The sequence below is a fragment of the Pseudomonas kairouanensis genome (genome assembly GCF_004682055.1).
GTDB lineage: Bacteria > Pseudomonadota > Gammaproteobacteria > Pseudomonadales > Pseudomonadaceae > Aquipseudomonas > Aquipseudomonas kairouanensis.
Window position 1 is genome coordinate 122,543 of sequence record NZ_QUZU01000004.1, and the last position, 17,212, is coordinate 139,754.

General features: G+C 62.2%; 11 protein-coding genes and 2 riboswitches. Of the genes, 5 read left to right on the plus strand and 6 right to left on the minus strand.

Going from position 1 to position 17,212, the window contains the following annotated elements:
• Window positions 1-111: 111 nt before the first annotated feature.
• From DYL59_RS05475 to cobW, 4 genes are read right to left on the minus strand one after another with little or no spacing between them, the layout of a single operon-like run.
• Entirely contained in the window at window positions 112-714 is a 603-nt protein-coding gene (locus DYL59_RS05475; protein WP_135288265.1) for a vWA domain-containing protein, read from the minus strand.
• Window positions 715-767: 53 nt separating this feature from the next.
• Window positions 768-1,766 (minus strand): magnesium chelatase ATPase subunit I, encoded by a 999-nt coding sequence (locus DYL59_RS05480; RefSeq protein ID WP_135288266.1) that lies wholly within the window; start codon window positions 1,764-1,766, stop codon window positions 768-770.
• Window positions 1,766-5,527 (minus strand): cobaltochelatase subunit CobN, encoded by a 3,762-nt coding sequence (gene cobN, locus DYL59_RS05485; RefSeq protein ID WP_135288267.1) that lies wholly within the window; start codon window positions 5,525-5,527, stop codon window positions 1,766-1,768. Before cobN ends, DYL59_RS05480 begins: the two co-directional genes overlap by 1 nt.
• A 3-nt stretch (window positions 5,528-5,530) precedes the next feature.
• On the minus strand, window positions 5,531-6,592 hold the full coding sequence (gene cobW / locus DYL59_RS05490) for a cobalamin biosynthesis protein CobW (RefSeq protein WP_135288268.1): 1,062 nt from the start codon (window positions 6,590-6,592) through the stop codon (window positions 5,531-5,533).
• Between the two features lie 93 nt (window positions 6,593-6,685).
• A riboswitch (cobalamin riboswitch) is annotated at window positions 6,686-6,885 on the minus strand.
• 799 nt (window positions 6,886-7,684) lie between these two features.
• Window positions 7,685-7,899, plus strand: a riboswitch (cobalamin riboswitch).
• A gap of 98 nt (window positions 7,900-7,997) precedes the next feature.
• On the opposite strand from cobW, the gene DYL59_RS05500 reads away from it, so the two are divergent.
• From DYL59_RS05500 to cobM, 4 genes are all read left to right on the plus strand, one after another.
• A complete protein-coding gene (locus DYL59_RS05500) occupies window positions 7,998-8,186 on the plus strand; it encodes a CbtB domain-containing protein (RefSeq protein ID WP_135288269.1) in 189 nt (62 codons plus the stop codon).
• Window positions 8,187-8,197: 11 nt separating this feature from the next.
• Window positions 8,198-8,902, plus strand: a complete 705-nt coding sequence (locus DYL59_RS05505) for a CbtA family protein (protein ID WP_135288270.1) — start codon at window positions 8,198-8,200, stop codon at window positions 8,900-8,902.
• Window positions 8,899-9,291: a cobalamin biosynthesis protein gene (locus DYL59_RS05510; RefSeq protein ID WP_135288271.1), complete on the plus strand. Its 393-nt coding sequence runs from the start codon at window positions 8,899-8,901 to the stop codon at window positions 9,289-9,291. The genes DYL59_RS05505 and DYL59_RS05510 overlap by 4 nt, the downstream gene beginning before the upstream one ends.
• Window positions 9,292-9,359: 68 nt before the next feature.
• Window positions 9,360-10,106, plus strand: coding sequence for a precorrin-4 C(11)-methyltransferase (gene cobM, locus DYL59_RS05515; RefSeq protein WP_135288272.1), 747 nt, complete (start codon window positions 9,360-9,362; stop codon window positions 10,104-10,106).
• A gap of 213 nt (window positions 10,107-10,319) precedes the next feature.
• On the opposite strand, the gene nfuA is transcribed toward cobM, so the two are convergent.
• Together nfuA and DYL59_RS05525 are read right to left on the minus strand one after the other, a co-directional pair.
• Complete coding sequence (gene nfuA / locus DYL59_RS05520; protein WP_032887092.1) at window positions 10,320-10,904, minus strand: Fe-S biogenesis protein NfuA; 585 nt, start codon at window positions 10,902-10,904, stop codon at window positions 10,320-10,322.
• Window positions 10,905-10,998: 94 nt separating this feature from the next.
• Window positions 10,999-13,290, minus strand: coding sequence for a fatty acid cis/trans isomerase (locus DYL59_RS05525; RefSeq protein ID WP_135288273.1), 2,292 nt, complete (start codon window positions 13,288-13,290; stop codon window positions 10,999-11,001).
• A gap of 166 nt (window positions 13,291-13,456) precedes the next feature.
• Here DYL59_RS05525 and metH point away from each other — a divergent pair, with 166 nt between their 5' ends.
• A complete protein-coding gene (gene metH, locus DYL59_RS05535; protein WP_135288275.1) occupies window positions 13,457-17,167 on the plus strand; it encodes a methionine synthase in 3,711 nt (1,236 codons plus the stop codon).
• Window positions 17,168-17,212: the final 45 nt, after the last annotated feature.

The following is a 17,212-nucleotide window of genomic DNA, read 5'->3' on the forward strand; positions in this document are numbered from 1 at the left end:
GGTTCAAGGGCCCTATCGGGGGCAAGCCCCCTCCCACACTGACTGCATTCCAACATTGAAACTCGGTCAAATGTGGGAGGGGGCTTGCCCCCGATAGAGCCGGTGCAGGCACTACAAGCTATCGATATGCCGATAGTCCAACTGCAACCCAACCGCCAATTCCTGAGCCCGACCTAACCTGATGGGGCCGCGCTCGATGTCCACCAGCAACCCCGGACACGCCAACAGCGGCAATCCGGCGATATCCTTGAGTCGCCCATCGGTAATCACCAGCAACCGCTGCTGCTCGGCCGGATAGCGCTTACGCCGCGCCGCCAGCCAATCACCCGCCTCGCTCAGCGCCGCCAGCAATGGCGTGCCACCCCCGGCGCCAAGCTGATCCAACCAACCGACCAGGCCTTTCGCAGCTTTCAAGCCTTGAACCTGCCATTTCGGCGCCTGCCCGCTGGCCGTCAACAACGCCATGCGCGCCCGCTGGCGATACGCATCGTCAAACAACTGCGCCAGCAAGCCTTTGGCATCTGTCATTGCACGATGGCGCCGGGTAGACGCCGAGGCATCGACAATCACCAGCCACAACTCATGGGCGCAGCGACTGCGCAGGTGAAAGAGCAAATCCTCACGGCTGTGCGGTCGGCCACCGAGTAACGTGCCGGGCCAATTGATCGAGCCCTGCTGTGCGCTGCGCGCCTTGCCTTGCCTGCCTCTGTCCAACCGGCCCGCCTTGGGCCGCGCATCCGCCCCCGCGTCAGGTCGAGGACGGATGCCTAGGGCTTTTTTGGCCAGGTGGGCACTTCACGCCGCGCCCCCGTGGGCAGCGCCGGTGCGGGCATATCGCCCCACTGGCCCTGGCCGGGAGATGTGTCGGAAGGTTGCGGCGCTTGCCCTTGGCTGGGCGGGTTGGCCGGAGGCGATTGTTCCTGGCGACGATGGCGCAGGGCGAATTCGGCCACCGCTTCGATATCTTCTTCGGCGATGGCACTGGCGCCGCGCCACGCCGCATGGGCCCTGGCGCCGCGCAGCCAGACCAGGTCCGCACGCAAGCCGTCGACGCCAGCGGCAAAACAACGCTCGGTGATCTGGGCCAGGGCCTGGTCATCCAACTCGATACTGTCCAGCCGTGCCCGTGCCTGGGTGCAGCGTTCGCGCAATACCGCTTGCGGCTCGGCCCATTGCGCGCAGAACCCGGCCGGATCGCTGTCGAAATCCAGGCGACGCCGGATGATCTGCCCACGCTCGGCCGGCAAGGTCTGCCCGCTCAACGCCACGTTGAAACCAAAGCGGTCGAGCAGTTGCGGACGCAGCTCGCCCTCCTCTGGGTTCATGGTGCCGATCAGCACGAAACGCGCCGCGTGACGATGGGAAATGCCGTCACGCTCGATCAGGTTGGTACCGCTGGCGGCCACGTCCAGCAGCACATCCACAAGGTGATCGGCCAGCAGGTTGACTTCATCGACGTACAACACGCCGCCATCGGCCTTGGCCAGCACGCCGGGAGAGAACTGCGCCCGGCCTTCACCCAGCGCTGCATCCAGGTCCAGGGTGCCCACCAGGCGTTCTTCGGTAGCGCCTAACGGCAAGGTCACGAACTGGCCGCTGGCCAACAGATCTGCCAGCCCCCGCGCCAGCGTGGACTTGGCCATGCCGCGCGGGCCTTCGATCAGCACACCGCCGATCCTGGGGTCGATGGCGGTCAGGCACAGCGCCAGTTTCAACGCATCGGCGCCGACCACAGCGGACAGCGGGAAATGGGGGGTATCGGTCATCAGCTGTCTTCTTCTATATCCAGCAACAGGTTTTCCAAGGCCTCGCGGTACGCTCCCGGCTCCTGCCACATGCCGCGCTGCTGGGCTTCGAGCATGCGCTCGGTCATATCCCGCAGGGCATCAGGGTTGTGCTGCTGCACAAAGGCCCGGGTGTCGGGGTCGAGCAAGTAGGCATCGGCAAGCAAGGCATATTGGTGGTCATCGATCAGCGCAGTGGTGGCGTCGAAGGCGAACAGGTTGTCCACCGTCGCTGCCATCTCGAAGGCGCCTTTATAGCCATGGCGCTTCACACCGTCGATCCACTTGGGGTTGGCGGCGCGGGAGCGGATGACCCGGTTGAGCTCTTCCTTCAAGGTGCGGATCTTTGGCAAGTCCGGCTGGCTGTGGTCGCCATGGTAGCTGGCGGCTTTGTCGCCACTGAGGGTTTCTACCGCAGCAAGCATGCCGCCCTGGAATTGGTAGTAGTCATTGGAGTCGAGCAAGTCGTGCTCGCGGTTGTCCTGGTTCTGCAACACCGCCTGGACCTGGCTCAAGCGCTGGGCAAATTGTTCGCGGGCGGCGGTGCCTTCGTCGGAGCCCCCATACGCATAGCCGCCCCAGTTCAGGTATACCTCGGCCAAATCCTCGCGGCTTTGCCACAAGCGACCGTCAACCGCGCCCTGCACGCCAGCACCATAAGCGCCGGGCTTGGCCCCGAAGATGCGCCAGCCGGCCTGTTTTGCCGCCGCCTCCTCGTCCAGGCCCGAGTTGAGCAGCGCCTCACGCTCGCTGCGCACCTTGGCCGCCAGCGGGTTCATATCATCTGGTTCATCCAGCGCAGCCACTGCTTGCACCGCCGCGTCGAACAGGCGGATCAGATTGGCGAAGGCATCGCGGAAAAATCCTGACACCCGCAGCGTCACGTCCACCCGCGGGCGGTCCAGCAAACTGATGGGCAGGATTTCAAAGTCATCCACCCGCTGGCTGCCCGTAGCCCACACCGGACGCACCCCCATCAGCGCCATGGCCTGGGCGATGTCGTCACCACCGGTGCGCATGGTGGCGGTACCCCACACCGACAGGCCGAGTTGACGCAGGTGGTCGCCGTGGTCTTGCAGGTGGCGTTCAAGAATCAGGTTGGCGGATTGAAATCCAATGCGCCACGCGGTGGTGGTGGGCAGGTTGCGCACGTCCACGGTGAAGAAATTGCGGCCCGTGGGCAACACATCCAGGCGCCCACGACTCGGTGCGCCACTGGGGCCAGCGGGTACGAAACGACCGCCGAGGGCGTCCAGCAAACCACGCATTTCCGCCGGGCCGCAGGCATCCAGACGCGGTGCGACGACAATGCGCAGGCTTTCAATCACCGCTTTTACATCCTCCCAGCCGGGCTCTTCCAGCTGTTCAAGCGGCCCTTCCAGCGCCTGCTCGATCATGCGCGCCGCGTATAACTCCAGGCGCTCACGGGTGTCACCGGCGGTACGCCACACTTGCGCGTCGATCTTCTGGAGTACCTGCGGGCGGCGACCGGTCCAGGGTTCGGACAGCGCACAATCCAACGGGTCAAAACCCAGCTCGAAGGCCTTGGCCAATACCCGCAACAGGCTCGATTGCGCACCCCGGCCATCGCCTCGGGGGATGCGCAGCAAGGCCAGCAAGGTGTCGATACGCAGGCGGCCTTGGGGCGATTCGCCAAAAACATGCAGGCCGTCGCGGATCTGTGACTCCTTCAAGTCACACAGGTAGGTATCCAGGCGCGGCAGCCACACGGCAGCGTCGGCATCGCTTTGCAGTTCCAGTTCCTGGTCGATGCGGGTTTCGCGCACCAGTTTGAGAATGTCTTTTTGCAGTTCCAGGGCGCGGCGCGGGTCGAGCAATTGCGCTTCGTAATATTCGTCCGCCAACAGTTCCAGGTTACGCAGCGGGCCGTAGGTTTCGGCGCGGGTCAGCGGCGGCATCAGGTGGTCGATGATCACCGCCTGGGTGCGGCGCTTGGCCTGGGCGCCCTCGCCCGGGTCGTTGACGATGAACGGGTAGATATTCGGCAGCGGGCCCAGCAATGCGTCGGGCCAGCAGTTTTCCGACAGCCCCACGCCCTTGCCCGGCAGCCACTCCAGGTTGCCATGCTTGCCGACATGGATCACGCCGTGGGCGCCGTAGGTGTGGCGCAACCAGAAGTAAAACGCCAGGTAGCCGTGGGGCGGCACCAGGTCCGGGTCGTGGTAGACCGCACTGGCGTCCACTTGGTAGCCGCGAGCGGGCTGGATACCGACAAAGGTCAGGCCCAGCCGCAGGCCGGCGATCATCATGCGGCCGTCACGGAACATAGGGTCGATATGGGGCGTGCCCCAGCGTTCCAGCACCGCTTGGCGATTGGACTCAGGCAGGCGACTGAACATCGCCTCGTAGTCGGCCAGGCTCATGCTTTGCTGGCACGGGCGCAGGTCCAGGCTGTCGAGGTCGTTGGTGACGCCGCCCAGTAGGTCCTGGATCAGAGCAGTGCCGCTGCCAGGCAATTCGTTCGGCAGCGGATAACCTTCAGCTTGCATCGCACGTAGGATATTCAACGCCGCAGCGGGCGTATCCAGGCCCACACCGTTACCGATGCGACCATCGCGGGTCGGGTAGTTGGCCAGGATCAGCGCGATGCGCTTGTCGGCATTCGGCACGCGGGCCAGTTCAACCCAACGCCGCGCCAGTTCGGCGACAAAATCCATGCGTTCGGGGGCTGCGCGATAGCACACCACGTCCGACTGGCTGCGCTCACTGCGCCATGCCAGGTCCTTGAAGCTGATCGGTCGGCTGATGATGCGCCCGTCCAACTCCGGCAATGCGATATGCATCGCCAGATCACGCGGGCCGAGCCCTTGTTCGCTGGCCTGCCAACCGGGTTCGTTGTCCTGGGCACAAATCGCCTGGATCACCGGGATATTGCGGCGAAACGGCCGTAAATGCGGCGCTTCGGGGCTGGACTGCGCAAAGCCGGTGGTATTGAGGATCACCGCCGCTCCCACTTCATCCAGCAAGTCCTCGACCACCGTCAGGCAGCCGGGCTCTTTTAAACTGGCCACCGCTATCGGCAACGGGTTAAGGCCCGCCGCCTGTAAACGTTGGCAAAACACATCAATAAAACCGGTATTGGCCGCCTGTAAATGGGAGCGGTAGAACAGCACCGCTGCCACCGGGAATTCGGCGTTCCAGTGCGCTTGCCAGTCATTGAGACGGGAATTGGCGTTATGCGGATGATAAATCGCGGTGCGCGGCAGGGCTTGTGGCTCGGCCCAGGCGTAGTCGCGGCCCAGGTAGCTACTGGCCAGGCAGCGATAGAAATCCAGCGCATTGCCCAGGCCGCCCTGGCGCAGGAAGTGCCAAAGACGGTCGCGGCTTTCGGCGTTTACCGTACTCAGTCCGCTGAGCTCAGGGTCTGGGCGATCATCCCCCGGCACCAGGATCAGTTGCACGCCGCGTTCGGCCAACTCCACCAGACGCTCGATACCGTAGCGCCAATAGCCGATGCCGCCATGCAGCGAAATCAGGATGACCTTGGCGTGGCGCAGCACCTCATCCACATACAAGTCCACCGAAGCATGGTTCTGCACCTGCATCGGGTTGGCCAGGCGCAGGCTCGGGTAGTCATCGGGCAACTGCTGGGCCGCTTCGGCCAGCAGCGCCAGGCTGGAATCGCCGCTGCACAGGATCACCAGTTCAGCGGGGGTTTGGCCAAGGTCGGCAATATTGTCGTCCGAGACGAAACCACCGGGCTGAGTCCTGAGCAGGTGCATAAATTAAACGCTGAGGGCGGCGCGCAGTTGCGCTTCGAGGCCCGCCGCGTCGAGGTCCTGGCCAATGAGCACCAGGCGCGTGACACGGGCTTCTTCAGCGCCCCAGGCACGGTCGAAGTGCTTGTCGAACCGCGTGCCCACGCCCTGGATCAGCAGGCGCATCGGCTTGTTGGGGATGGCCGCAAAGCCTTTGACCCGCAGGATGCCGTGCTGCACCACCAACTGGGTCAGGGCGTCGAGCAACAGCGCTTCGTCGGCTTGCGGCAGGTCGATGGAGATGGAGTCGAAAGCGTCATGGTCATGATCGTCTTCACCTTCGTGGTGATGATCGTGATGGCTGTGGCGAGCGTCGATGTGCTCTTCGGAGCCCGCGCCCAGGCCAATCAACACGTCCAGCGGCAGGCGACCGCTGCTGGCCTCGATAATCTTGACCGCAGGCGGCAGTTCTTCAGCGACTTCCAGGCGCACGCGGGCCAGGTCTTCGGGGCTGATCAGGTCGGTTTTGTTGAGGATCACCAGGTCGGCGCTGGCCAACTGGTCGGCGAACAACTCGTGCAGCGGGGATTCGTGATCCAGGTTGGGGTCGAGCTTGCGCTGGGCGTCCACTTGATCCGGGAAAGCCGCAAAGGTGCCGGCGGCCACGGCAGGGCTGTCGACCACGGTGATCACCGCATCCACGGTGCAGGCGCTGCGGATTTCCGGCCACTGGAAGGCTTGCACCAATGGCTTTGGCAGGGCCAGGCCGGAGGTTTCGATAAGGATATGGTCAAGGTCGCCGCGGCGGGCCACCAGTTCACGCATTACCGGGAAGAACTCTTCCTGCACGGTGCAGCACAGGCAGCCGTTGGCCAGTTCGTACACACGGCCGTTGGCTTCTTCTTCGGTGCAACCGATGGAGCACTGCTTGAGGATTTCACCGTCGATGCCCAGCTCGCCGAATTCGTTGACGATCACCGCGATGCGACGGCCTTGGGCGTTATCGAGCATATGGCGCAGCAAGGTGGTTTTGCCCGAGCCGAGAAAGCCGGTAACGATGGTGACGGGAAGTTTGGCCAGTGTTTTCATCGGATGCCCTTGGGGGCGGGCATACGGGACGATAGGCCCTGCGCCAGTGCGCAGCAGCGGATTTCGTCACCGGATCACCCCGCCCGGTTGAAGTAGAAAATCGGTTGCGAGGCAGGTCTCCTGGCTTGGGGCGTGCCGGTCTTGCGACCGGCGCTGACTGCGCCTTCCCGCCTTTTCGGCAGTGGCGTGGCAGTCATCTGAACCCTTCACAGTTGCGGGGGCAGCCGCGGCTTGGACCGCGTTCCCTTCTTAGCTTCGGCCTGGGCCGAAGAACCTCGCGGGTGCAAGGCTACGCAGTGCTTGGGGGATGGTCAATGATGGGGTTGGGTTGGGTTGGGTTGGGTTGGGTTGGTGTACATATCCGTTGCTGCGGTAACGGCCACTTAGGGTTCCGCTCTTACAGCGGGTCACTTTTGGAAAAGCGCCAAAAGTAACCAAAAACGCTTCGCCCCAACACTCGGCACCTCGCCTAGGCTCGGTGTGCCCGTAATCCGACATGGATTTGGGGGGCCGCCGCCACGCGCCATCCATGGCGCGGGGCGGCTAAACCGGCATCCCTGCCGGTTTACCCCCCAAATCCATGCCGAATTCCGGCCAGCGTGTTTAACGGGGCGCCTAAGATCAAAATCAAAAACAAAGCGAGGCGGCCTAGTAGCCGACCTGATATTCAAAGCCTGCGCGATTCCCTGATAGACACCAACGTACCCACGATGCGAAGCGAGCCGCTCTTGATCTTGCTTTTGATCTGGGGCGCCCCGTCAAACACGCTGGCCGAACGCAGGCTTGAATCCGTGGGTAACCCGGCAGGACGCCGGGTTAGCCGCACTGGGCCATGGATGGCCCATTGCGGCGGCCCACGGATTCAAGCCGGAGAGAGGGCACACCGAGCCTAGGCGAGGTGCCGAGTGTTGGGGCGAGGACCTTTTGGTTACTTTTGGGTCCTTCCAAAAGTGACCCGCTGTAAGAGCGGAACCCTAAGTGGCCGTTACCGCAGCAAAGGATATGTACACCACCACCACCACCACCACCACCACCACCACCACCACCCAAAAAACCACATCCCAATTGACTCCCCACCAACCCCCATGCTCTCCTACACATCTTGTTTCGGGTGCCCTGCAAAGGGTGAAACGGGAAACCGGTACGTCATAGCGATATGACAAGTCCGGTGCTGCCCCCGCAACGGTAAGCGAGCGAAACGTCATATCCACTGTGCCAATGGCATGGGAAGGCGACGCTTTCAGGCTGACTCTTTACAAGAGTCTCCCCTCGCAAGCCCGGAGACCGGCCCGAAAAAATCAGATAACAAACCCGCGGTGGGCGGGCGCTGTTCAAAACCCTGCGTGCCTGGCTCGCGGGGTTTTCATGCGCTCGTTTCACTCAAGACACCTGAAAGGGACGCGCCATGTCGATCATCAGCAGCACTTCGCACTCCGCCAGCAGCACTCAAACCCTCAGCCAACGCCTGACCGCCGCCATCGTGACGTCGATCCTGGGCGCCAGCCTTGTGTATTTCGCCGGGTTCTCCCATATCGAAGCCGTGCACAACGCGGCCCACGATACCCGCCACAGCGCCGCGTTCCCTTGCCACTGAGACCTGCCGACATGATCAAGCGTATTGCGCAAACCGCAGGTTTCACCGGTCTTGCGGCCGCCCTGCTGCTGACCCTGCTGCAAAGTTTCTGGGTGGCCCCGCTGATTTTGCAGGCGGAAACCTTTGAACATGCCCCGGCCGCCGTCGAAGTGGCCCACGAGCATGGCGCTGGCGCTGCTGCCCATACCCACGACGCCGAGGCCTGGGAACCGGAAGACGGCTGGCAGCGCGTGCTGTCCACCACGGGCGGCAACCTGGTGGTTGCAGTGGGTTTTGCGTTGATGCTGGCGGGCCTTTACACCCTGCGTGCGCCAACCCGTACCGCTCAAGGCCTGCTGTGGGGCCTGGCCGGTTATGCAACCTTCGTATTGGCGCCAACCCTGGGCCTGCCACCTGAGCTGCCCGGCACCGCTGCCGCCGACCTGGCGCTGCGCCAGACCTGGTGGATCGGTACTGCGGCCTCTACCGCTGCCGGTATCGCGCTGATCGTGTTTGGTCGCAATTGGCTGCTCAAGGCGCTGGGCGTCGCGATCCTGGTCGTGCCGCATGTGATCGGCGCGCCCCAACCCGAAGTGCACTCGATGTTGGCCCCCGAGGCGCTGGAAGCGCAGTTCAAGATCGCCTCGCAGCTGACCAATGTGGTGTTCTGGCTGGCCCTGGGCCTGATCAGCGCCTGGCTGTTCCGCCGCAACCGTGACGATCAATACTCGGCATGACACTGGTGGTTGGCCTGGGCTGCCAGCGGGGCTGCGACGTTCGCACCCTGCTGGACCTGTTGGATGCCGCCCTCGCCGAGGGGGGCATTGAGCGCAACCGCATCGCGGGGCTGGCCAGTATCGACCTGAAAAGACATGAGCCCGCAATGCTGGCACTGGCCAAGGAGCTGAACCTGCCACTGACCTGTTTCAGCGCCGGGCAACTGACCGCGTATGAAGATCGCCTGAGCCACAAATCCGACGTCGCGTTCATCCATACCGGCTGCTACGGCATCGCCGAAAGCGCCGCCCTGGCCCTGGCCGAACAACTGGCCGGCCGCCCTGCCCGCCTGCTGATCACGCGCAAAAAAACCGCCCGAGCCACCTTTGCGTTGGCGTGTGCCGGCTGAAAACCCGATAATCGCCCTTCCCGATCATGAGCAATCTTCATGCTCGCCCGTTTCCCACAGGAATCCCCATGACCGTCTACTTCATCGGCGCAGGCCCCGGCGACCCGGAATTGATCACCGTCAAAGGCCAGCGGCTGATCCGCAGCTGCCCGGTGATCATCTACGCGGGCTCGCTGGTGCCGGCGGCAGTATTGGAAGGTCATCAGGCGTCAATCGTGGTCAATAGCGCCGAACTGCATCTGGAACAGATCATTGATTTGATCAGCGAAGCCCACGCCAATGGCCAGGATGTGGCCCGGGTGCACTCCGGCGACCCAAGCCTGTATGGCGCGATTGGCGAGCAGATCCGCCATCTACGCGCGCTGGGCATCCCCTTCCAGATCATCCCTGGCGTTACGGCAGTAGCGGCGTGTGCGGCGCTGCTGGAAACAGAACTGACCCTGCCAGACATCGCCCAGAGCGTGATCCTGACCCGCTACGCCGACAAAACCAGCATGCCCGTAGGCGAGGATTTCGACAGCCTGGCGCAACATGGCACCACTATGGCGATTCACCTGGGGGTCAACCACCTGGAGAAAATCGTCGCCGAACTGCTGCCGCACTATGGCGCCGATTGCCCGATTGCCGTGGTGCATAGAGCAACGTGGCCGGACCAGGACTGGGCGATTGGCACGCTGAGTGATATTGCCGAGAAAGTTGCGGCCAAGGGGTTTCGGCGCACGGCGTTGATTGTGGTGGGCCGGGTGTTGGCCAGTGACAGTTTTAGCGAGTCGTCCTTGTATCGCGCAGGGCATGCCCATCTTTACCGCCCCTGATGGGTGAACTCGGTCAAAAATGGGGGAGCCGGGCTTGCCCGCGAAGGCGGTGGATCAGTCACCCCTGTATTGCCTGACACACCGCTTTGGCGAGCAAGCCCGCTCCCACAATTGATCTTCAATGTTAGGTAGATGCCACAAGACATTGAATTTAAAGCATAAAAAACGGCGCTCACGGGGCGCCGTTTTTTATGTTCGCAGTGAACGCCTTACTCAGTAGTAGGCGTTTTCTTTCTGCGTGTGGTCAGTCACGTCACGTACACCCTTGAGCTCTGGAACACGCTCCAGCAGGGTGCGCTCAATGCCTTCACGCAGGGTCACGTCCGCCTGGCCACAGCCCTGGCAACCGCCGCCGAATTTCAACACTGCGATGCCGTCGTCCACCACATCGATCAAGCTGACCTGGCCGCCATGGCTGGCCAAACCGGGGTTGATCTCGGTTTGCAGGTAGTAATTGATGCGTTCGTTCACCGGGCTGTCAGCGTTGACGCTTGGCACCTTGGCGTTTGGCGCCTTGATGGTCAACTGGCCGCCCATGCGATCGGTGGCGTAGTCGACGACCGCATCGTCCAGGAAGGCTTCACTGAAGTGGTCGATATACGCCGTGAAGCTTTTGAGCCCCAGGGCGGTATCTTCAGGTTTTTCTTCGCCTGGCTTGCAGTACGCGATACAGGTTTCGGCGTACTGGGTGCCCGGCTGGGTGATAAAGACGCGGATGCCGATACCTGGGGTGTTCTGCTTGGACAGCAGGTCAGCCAGGTAATCGTGGGCGGCGTCGGTAATGGTTATGGCAGTCATGGAAACTCCTCACAGGCTTGCCGGCAGTTTACGCCAAAATATTACGCAGGTACAAAGTCCGAGTAATTTTGTCGGAAAAGACCCGCACCGCCTGTCAGAGGTTTTCATAGCGGTTCATGTCCAGAACCCCCTCTTCCACCGGCGTGGTTTCGCGAATGTACTGTGACAAATCGTGAAAATACTGCCAGAACAGCGGATGACTGCGGCGCACGCCCCACCGATCGACGATTTTTTCAAAGCCATCGGCATCCTTGGCCCGCTCCATTTGCGCGACAAACTCCGGCACTTCCTGGGCTGGGATATTGAACATGAAGTTCGGATAGCTGCTGAGCACGCCAGGGTAGATGGTCACGGTGTCCAGGCCCGGCTGATAGCGATAGGCCTCACCCAGCAGGAACGCCACGTTACTGTGGGCGCGGTTGCGCAGCAGGCTGTAGACCACGCGCTTACCGCTGGAGGTTTCGATGCGCAGCATGGTCGCCTCCGGCAGCTGGTCGATGACCCGGAGCCCCGCCGCAGGCCGCGCCGTCAGGCGGCTTAACGCCTGCTCGGCGTCTTGCAGTGCCGGGTCGATGCCGCTGCGCGAGCAGTAAGCACCTGTGCAGCGGTTGATCGGGTCCGGGCTGGCGTTCAGATCGCCGTAGCGCGCCAGCAACTGGTTGGCAAAGTCGCGCTTCGGATCGCTTTCGTTCAGGTGCAAACCTGTGGGCTTGTCATCGTCGATGGCCTCATAGTCCAACCAAAGCTTGAGCTTGCCGCTGTTTTGGTACCAATCGTCGAGGAAGCCTTCGCGCGAATCCGCCGGCATCAGGCGCAGGAAGTTCTGCTCGGCACCATTGCGGATCAAGTCGAAGTACAAGCGCGTCTGGGCCTGGTGCGACACGTTGCCGAACACATCGAAGTTCACCGCCAACTGGTAATAGGTACGCTCCAGCAGCGGGTAATCGAACAGCCACATCGTCTGCGGCACTTCACCGATCAAACCCTTGGTCACCGAGGCGCTGTCGAAATGGCGGAAAATACTCAGCAAGGCGTTGTCGTTCCCGGCCCACAACGATGACCAGCTTGGCGCGGGCAGGTCCGCATAGTTGTCACGGCGCAAGGCCTCATAGGCGTTGCGCTTGTCACGGTAGGCCAGCCACAGGCTCAGTACACTGCCTACGTCATCGTTTTGCCCCGGCATGGCCAGCAAGGGTGTGGCCTGGCCGCGGTAGCGGGCATCGGTGATGTAGAGGTCGTGGTCCGGGTCCTGGAACAGGGTCCAGAAGTTATCGCGGATAACATCCGTGGCGATTTGCCCACGGCAGACCGGCCCGCGAATAAAGGTGCGCACAAAGTACTCGGCGTTATCCAGCATGAACTGGTAGCGCGCCTTGGCCGGGATGGCTTCGAAGGTTTCGAACGGGTTGGCACGACGCCCTGGCCCGTAGCCTGGCAAGGCGTTGACCTGCCAGTTGCCGGCGTAGAACAACGCCTTGATGCGTGCCATTTTTTCGGCACTGAACGGGTAAGTAATGTGGGTTTTATGCACGACCACACCCTGCACCGGCCACAGTCGGTAGTAAACCTGGGTGCCGGGGTCATCATTCGGGCGACGGGTGGCGATCAGGTCGATGGGCTTCCCGCTCGGCGTGCGCGAACGCACCCACTGGAAAAAATGCCCCGGCTCACCGTTTTCAAAGTAGATATGGGCCAGGAACAGGTGCTCGAACAACCAGCGCGCCACCAGGCTTTCGCGGGCGCCGGGTTGGTTGAGCAGGTTCTCCCATTGCTGAACCTGCAAGGCCTCCTTGGCACTGGGCGCCAGGCCTTGTTCATCGATCGGGGCGCCGGAGGCCAGCCAGCGCTGCAGGGTCTGGTACTGCTGGTCGGTCAAGCCGGTAACTGCCAGGGGCATGCCTTCCTTGGGGTGGGCGCCGGCGTAGGCATTGAATTCACCGGGCATGGCGCACATGTTTTCCCGGCTCAGGCCCAGCACGATGTCTTCTGGCAATTTGGCATTGGGTTGCAGCGGCGCCCGATGGCCCAGCTCCAACATGCGTGCCATCAGCGCAGCCTGGCTGCCCTGGGCGTCCAGCACCGAATAAAAGCCTTTCTGCTGCCAGGCTTGCTTGCCAAAGGCGTCATAGAACAAGCGCGTCGTAGGCGTGGCCTTGCTGCGCTCGCCATCGTAGACCGGTACTTTGCTTGCACCACGGGCTGCGCCTTCGCCACTGCCCAGGTTGAGCTGGCAGGCGGAGTCGTAGCAGGCATGGCAGGCCACGCACTTCTCGGTAAAGATCGGTTGAATGTCGCGGGTATAGGAAATCCCAGGGGCGGAGTCTTGTGCCTGTGCAGTACTGGCGATCAAGGCCAGAACGGCGCTGATGATGAGGCGAAGTGACATGTATCCGGTCCCGATTCAATGCGTGCGCTGGAAATGTGTCGGTGATTCTACCGGGCCATACCCTTGAGCAACATGAACGATATTCATGCAAAACCTGCACATGCTCTAAATCGGCACAGGTTTGCTATGATTCCCCCCCTCCGAAATGCCTGACCAGAGTAGTCCCATGTCCGATCGTAGCGTTCGTCTGCAAGCCCTTCATCAAGCCCTCAAGGACCGTATCCTGATCCTCGACGGCGGTATGGGCACGATGATCCAGAGCTACAAGCTTGAAGAAAATGACTACCGTGGCAAACGCTTCGCCGACTGGCCAAGCGACGTCAAGGGTAACAACGACCTGCTGGTGATCACCCGTCCGGACGTGATCGGCGGCATCGAAAAAGCCTACCTGGATGCCGGTGCCGACATCCTGGAAACCAACACCTTCAACGCCACCCGTATTTCCATGGCCGACTACGGCATGGAAGAACTGGCCTACGAGCTAAACGTAGAAGGCGCACGCCTGGCGCGCAAGATTGCCGACGCCAAGACCCTGGAAAACCCAGCCAAGCCGCGCTTCGTCGCTGGCGTGCTCGGCCCTACCAGCCGCACCTGCTCGCTGTCGCCAGATGTGAACAACCCCGGCTACCGCAACGTGACCTTCGATGAACTGGTGGAAAACTACACCGAGGCCACCAAAGGCCTGATCGAAGGCGGTGCCGACCTGATCCTGATCGAAACCATCTTCGACACCCTCAACGCCAAGGCCGCGATCTTCGCCGTGCAGGGTGTATATGAGGAGCTGGGTTTCGAACTGCCGATCATGATCTCCGGCACCATCACCGACGCCTCCGGCCGTACCCTGTCGGGCCAGACCACCGAAGCGTTCTGGAACTCGGTGGCCCACGCCAAGCCGATCTCGGTAGGCCTGAACTGCGCCCTGGGTGCCAGCGAACTGCGTCCGTACCTGGAAGAGTTGTCCAACAAGGCCAACACCCACGTATCGGCGCACCCCAACGCCGGCCTGCCGAACGAGTTCGGCGAGTACGATGAGCTGCCGTCGCAAACGGCCAAGGTCATCGAAGAGTTCGCCCAAAGCGGCTTTCTCAACATTGTCGGCGGTTGCTGCGGCACCACGCCCGGCCACATCGAAGCCATCGCCAAGGCCGTGGCTGGTTATGCGCCGCGCGTGATCCCGGATATCCCCAAGGCCTGCCGCCTGTCGGGCCTGGAGCCGTTCACCATTGATCGCAGCTCACTGTTCGTCAACGTCGGCGAACGGACCAACATCACCGGTTCCGCCAAGTTCGCCCGCCTGATCCGTGAAGACAACTACACCGAAGCCCTGGAAGTCGCCCTGCAACAGGTGGAAGCCGGCGCCCAGGTGATCGACATCAACATGGACGAGGGCATGCTGGACTCGAAGAAGGCCATGGTGACCTTCCTCAACCTGATTGCCGGCGAGCCGGACATCTCCCGCGTGCCGATCATGATCGACTCCTCCAAGTGGGACGTGATCGAGGCCGGCCTCAAGTGCATCCAGGGCAAGGGCATCGTCAACTCCATCAGCATGAAGGAAGGCGTGGAGCAGTTCATTCACCACGCCAAGCTGTGCAAGCGCTACGGCGCCGCCGTGGTGGTGATGGCCTTCGACGAAGCCGGCCAGGCCGACACCGAAGCGCGCAAAAAAGAAATCTGCAAACGCTCCTACGACATCCTGGTCAATGAAGTGGGCTTCCCGCCGGAAGACATCATCTTCGACCCGAACATCTTCGCGGTGGCCACCGGCATCGAAGAGCACAACAACTACGCCGTCGATTTCATCAACGCCTGTGCCTACATCCGCGACGAACTGCCGTACGCGCTGACCTCGGGCGGCGTGTCCAACGTGTCGTTCTCGTTCCGGGGCAACAACCCGGTGCGTGAAGCGATCCACTCGGTGTTCCTGCTGTATGCGATCCGCAACGGCCTGACCATGGGTATCGTCAACGCCGGCCAGTTGGAGATCTACGACCAGATCCCAACCGAGCTGCGCGACGCCGTGGAAGACGTGGTGCTCAACCGCACCCCCGACGGCACCGACGCCCTCCTCGCCATCGCCGACAAGTACAAGGGCGACGGCAGCGTCAAAGAAGCCGAAACCGAAGAATGGCGCGGCTGGCCGGTGAACAAGCGCCTGGAACACGCGCTGGTCAAGGGCATTACCACCCATATCGTTGAAGACACCGAAGAATCGCGGTTGTCGTTCGCCCGCCCGATCGAAGTGATCGAAGGCCCGCTGATGTCCGGCATGAACATCGTTGGTGACCTGTTTGGCGCGGGCAAGATGTTCTTGCCGCAGGTGGTGAAATCTGCCCGCGTGATGAAGCAGGCCGTGGCCCACTTGATTCCGTTCATCGAACTGGAAAAAGGCGATAAGCCGGAAGCTAAGGGCAAGATCCTGATGGCCACCGTGAAGGGCGACGTGCATGACATTGGCAAGAACATTGTCGGCGTGGTGCTGGGTTGCAACGGCTATGACATCGTCGACTTGGGCGTAATGGTGCCGGCGGAGAAGATCCTGCAGGTGGCCAAGGAGCAGAAGTGCGACATTATCGGGCTGTCCGGCCTGATCACCCCGTCCCTGGACGAAATGGTGCATGTGGCCCGCGAGATGCAACGCCAGGACTTCCACCTGCCGCTGATGATCGGTGGCGCCACCACCTCCAAGGCCCACACGGCGGTGAAGATCGAGCCCAAGTACAGCAACGATGCGGTGGTGTACGTCACCGACGCGTCCCGTGCGGTGGGTGTGGCCACGCAGTTGCTGTCCAAGGAACTGAAAGCCGGCTTCGTTGAACGTACCCGCGAGGAGTACGTGGAAGTACGTGAGCGCACCTCCAACCGCAGCGCCCGCACCGAGCGTCTGAGCTACCCGGCGGCCATCGCCAAGAAGCCACAGTTCGACTGGAGCACCTACACCCCGGTAACCCCGACCTTTACCGGCGCCAAGGTGCTGGACAATATCGACCTGAACGTTTTGGCCGAGTACATCGACTGGACGCCGTTCTTTATCTCCTGGGACCTGGCCGGCAAATTCCCACGCATCCTTACCGATGAGGTCGTAGGCGAAGCCGCCACCGCGCTGTACGCCGACGCCCAGGAAATGCTGAAGAAACTGATCGACGAGAAGCTCATCAGCGCCCGTGCGGTATTCGGCTTCTGGCCGGCCAACCAGGTGAAAGACGATGACCTGGAAGTCTACGGCGAAGACGGCAAGCCGCTGGCGACCTTGCATCACCTGCGCCAGCAGATCATCAAGACCGACGGCAAGCCCAACTTCTCCCTGGCCGACTTCGTGGCGCCAAAAGACAGCGGCGTAACCGACTACGTGGGTGGCTTTATCACCACCGCCGGCATCGGCGCCGAAGAAGTGGCCAAGGCCTACCAGGACGCGGGCGATGACTACAACTCGATCATGGTCAAGGCCCTGGCCGACCGCCTGGCCGAAGCCTGCGCCGAGTGGCTGCACCAGCAAGTGCGTAAAGACTACTGGGGTTATGCCAAGGACGAGCAACTGGACAACGAAGCGCTGATCAAGGAGCAGTACAGCGGTATCCGCCCTGCCCCGGGTTACCCGGCATGCCCGGATCACACCGAGAAAGGCACCCTGTTCCAACTGCTCGACCCGCAGGCACGCGAGATGGAAGCCGGCCGCAGCGGTGTGTTCCTCACCGAACACTACGCGATGTTCCCGGCGGCGGCGGTCAGCGGCTGGTACTTCGCGCACCCGCAAGCGCAGTACTTTGCCGTGGGCAAGATCGACAAGGACCAAGTGGCCAGTTACACCGCGCGTAAAGGCCAGGACCTGGCCGTGACCGAACGCTGGCTGGCGCCGAACCTGGGCTACGACAACTAAGTCGCCCCCCAGGCGCTACCATCAAGACCGCCACCCTGGCGGTCT

Bases quoted from the DNA above. Each gene is read 5' to 3' on its own strand.
- DYL59_RS05480 (WP_135288266.1), bottom strand. From the start codon at position 1,766: ATGACCGATACCCCCCATTTCCCGCTGTCCGCTGTGGTCGGCGCCGAT.
- cobN (WP_135288267.1), bottom strand. From the start codon at position 5,527: ATGCACCTGCTCAGGACTCAGCCCGGTGGTTTCGTCTCGGACGACAAT.
- cobW (WP_135288268.1), bottom strand. From the start codon at position 6,592: ATGAAAACACTGGCCAAACTTCCCGTCACCATCGTTACCGGCTTTCTC.
- DYL59_RS05500 (WP_135288269.1), top strand. From the start codon at position 7,998: ATGTCGATCATCAGCAGCACTTCGCACTCCGCCAGCAGCACTCAAACC.
- DYL59_RS05505 (WP_135288270.1), top strand. From the start codon at position 8,198: ATGATCAAGCGTATTGCGCAAACCGCAGGTTTCACCGGTCTTGCGGCC.
- DYL59_RS05510 (WP_135288271.1), top strand. From the start codon at position 8,899: ATGACACTGGTGGTTGGCCTGGGCTGCCAGCGGGGCTGCGACGTTCGC.
- cobM (WP_135288272.1), top strand. From the start codon at position 9,360: ATGACCGTCTACTTCATCGGCGCAGGCCCCGGCGACCCGGAATTGATC.
- nfuA (WP_032887092.1), bottom strand. From the start codon at position 10,904: ATGACTGCCATAACCATTACCGACGCCGCCCACGATTACCTGGCTGAC.
- DYL59_RS05525 (WP_135288273.1), bottom strand. From the start codon at position 13,290: ATGTCACTTCGCCTCATCATCAGCGCCGTTCTGGCCTTGATCGCCAGT.
- metH (WP_135288275.1), top strand. From the start codon at position 13,457: ATGTCCGATCGTAGCGTTCGTCTGCAAGCCCTTCATCAAGCCCTCAAG.